Annotated in this window: 3 protein-coding genes; all 3 read left to right on the top strand. The window is 31.3% G+C overall.

The window, feature by feature from the left end; translation table 11 throughout:
- Window positions 1-674 (top strand): 3'-5' exonuclease (locus tag QZ994_RS19370; protein ID WP_290877597.1); only part of this gene is annotated, 674 nt, incomplete at its 5' end.
- A complete protein-coding gene (locus QZ994_RS19365; RefSeq protein WP_072769506.1) occupies window positions 667-1,401 on the top strand; it encodes a site-specific integrase in 735 nt (244 codons plus the stop codon). The genes QZ994_RS19370 and QZ994_RS19365, both read left to right, overlap by 8 nt.
- 462 nt (window positions 1,402-1,863) lie before the next feature.
- Window positions 1,864-2,358, top strand: a complete 495-nt coding sequence (locus QZ994_RS19360; protein WP_065812099.1) for a replication/maintenance protein RepL — start codon at window positions 1,864-1,866, stop codon at window positions 2,356-2,358.
- Window positions 2,359-2,744: the final 386 nt, after the last annotated feature.

The following is a 2,744-nucleotide window of genomic DNA, read 5'->3' as shown; positions in this document are numbered from 1 at the left end:
GATATATGGAAAATATAAATTATGAAGAATATATGAAAAGCAATCCGGGAGTTCCTGACAGAATAAAGCAAATTGTTTATAAATATCAAAAACTTGCAAGCAGTGAGTTTTTTGTACTAGACACAGAAACAACAGGTTTACGCGGCGAAGTTGTTAGTTTTGCTTTAATTGACGAAAAAAACAATATATTGATTAACGAATTTTGCAAACCGACATACGAAAAAATTTGTTCAGAAGCTGAGTCTATTCATCATATTACAAACGAAATGATAAAGGATGCTAGAAATATAATTTCTATATATGAAGATTTTTCGAAAATAATAAATAGCGAAGAAAATAAAAACAAACCAATATTTATATATAATGAAGAGTTTGATATATCAACAATATATAGATCTTTAAATGTTGCGAAATACAAATATAAAGATAACGATAGTAAAGGAAATAATGATTTCGATAATTTCGAATTAAGATCTCATTGTGTTATGAAAGATTTTGCAAAATTTTATGGAGAATATAACGAATACAGAGGAGGTTATAAATGGCAAAAACTTGAATTCGCAGCTAATTATTTTGGTGTAGAAACTGCTAATTTAGAATTACATAATTCTGCAGTTGATTGTTATTTAACATTGGAAGTAATTAAAAATATGAGAGATTTTATATATGGGTAATTCAAAACGAAATATAAAAAAACTAAATGAAGATTTTAGGGAAAATATTTTAGAATATGCGATTTCGCATAATCTAAAATGCGCTAACGCACTTGTGGCATTATATGCCACAGGTTGCAGACCGGACGAGATCGAAACTGGCATTAAAGTTAATTTTGATAGTAAAAACAATAAGTTAAGTTTTAAAATCATCGGCTCAAAATTAAATTATCAACAAAAAAGAGGTATTAGAATTAGAGAGGTTACGGTAAAAATCACAGATAAAAATCTTCAATATTACAAATCTATAATAGATATTTTTGAGAAAAACCCTCAGGCATATGATTTAAAAATTAAAACTGAAAGTGCAAAAGCGTTTTCCGGATACATTACAAAAATAAGCAAAAAACTATGGCCCAGGAAAAAATATCACGCCTCGGCGTATTCTTTTAGACATGCAAAAGCAACAGAATTGAAAAATTCAGAGGGTTTTGATGCTGAAAAAATCGCTAAAATTATGGGGCATGCTTCTGTCAGATCACAACAAAGCTACGGTAGAAAGAGCAAAAGAAGCGCAGGTGGATTTGACGACATTACAGATGTTGAAACAAGCTCTAAGCCCCGTGGGGGCGATAGATTGCTGAGATTTAAGATTAAGAACAAAAATGAAGCAGCAAAGAAAATTAAAGCAGCTTCTACCCCTACGGATACAGTAAGTCCACCTCCAGTTCGTTCTCTAAAACGCTGAGAAGCTACACAGCTTGCTGTGTGGCTTTGAAGGGTTGACCTGTCCGGTAGGACGGTTTTATAGCAAAATCCTCCATATTGCGAAGCAGGGCCCCGGAACGGGTAACTGGGATGGTTTTCCAGATGGGTTTTGGGGTTGGATCTATCGAATGGCACAGCCTGGATTGTTTTCCTTTCTTATGTTCTTATTAATTCTTACTTCTTAACATACTATCAAGACATTGTTATATATAGTTTTTTTCAAAAAAAAGTTATGTAAACTCATAACTCCAGTTATGTAATCTTATAACTCGAAGTTATGTAAACTCATAACTCCAGTTATGAGATCTCATAACTACAGGATTGGACTATAGTCCAAAGACATATAACAAAGTTTAATTTTTTTTTACTTTGTTATTGACTAGTACACAAAATATATTATAAAAGAGCTGAGTTTATACAATTTAAAAGGAGTAAAAAAATTATGGGGTTAGCACAAGTTAAAGCACTTGATAATATTCAAGAATTTGAATTTGATGATGAAGTAGCGGAGCAAGTAGAAAATTTACAAGAAAAAGGAAATGTAAAAGTCACTGCTATTATTCAACAAGAAAAGAAAAGTTCGCTTAAAAGCGAATTTGTTATGGCTTTTACAAGTAATTTAAGAGCTTTAGCAGAATTAAATATAAGTCAAAGCGAGTTAAAAGTAATTACATACATTCTCGAAATTATGGAATACGGCAATTTAATTAGTCTAAATCAATCGCAAATCGCGAGAGATTTAGATATGAAAAAATCTAATATGTCTGTTATTTTTAAAAAACTCACTGAGAAGGGAGTTTTAATAAAAGAAAAAGGACATTTGTTTATGAATTCTAATCTATTTGCTAAGGGTTTAAATCATAAATTAAATACAGAACGAAGAGAGAATTTAAAAACTGCACAATTTGAAAACGATAAATTTACAAGATCATTTTAAAACCGTCCTCGCCGGACGGGCCAAATCCCTTAAAAAATAGAAAAAAATTCTATTTTCTAAGGGATTTTTTTTATTCGCAATTTCTCCATATTTGACATATTGACATTAATTTCCACCAGGTTATATCTATATTATCTTTTGTTGTTTCTACCCCGATTTTGGGGTGGAACAACAAGGCATTATGAAGGGTAAGTTTTTTATTACCCGAAATTATGCCACCCCCAACCGGGGGTCATTGTTTGAATTTTGAAGCAACGCGAAAAATTTAAATAATGGGGGGATGGTTTGGGTTTTACGGTATTTCAAATTTGAGCAAAGCGAATTTTTGAAATCTCCGGATTTTGATGTTAACAATGGTAAAAACAATAATTAAGGTGGATATATGG

Origin of the sequence: Aquabacterium sp. (genome assembly GCF_021768455.1) — a bacterium.
Lineage (GTDB): Bacteria > Pseudomonadota > Gammaproteobacteria > Burkholderiales > Burkholderiaceae_C > Aquabacterium.
Note: the sequence above shows the minus strand (reverse complement) of the source record. Positions and strands in the feature narration are given on the sequence as shown.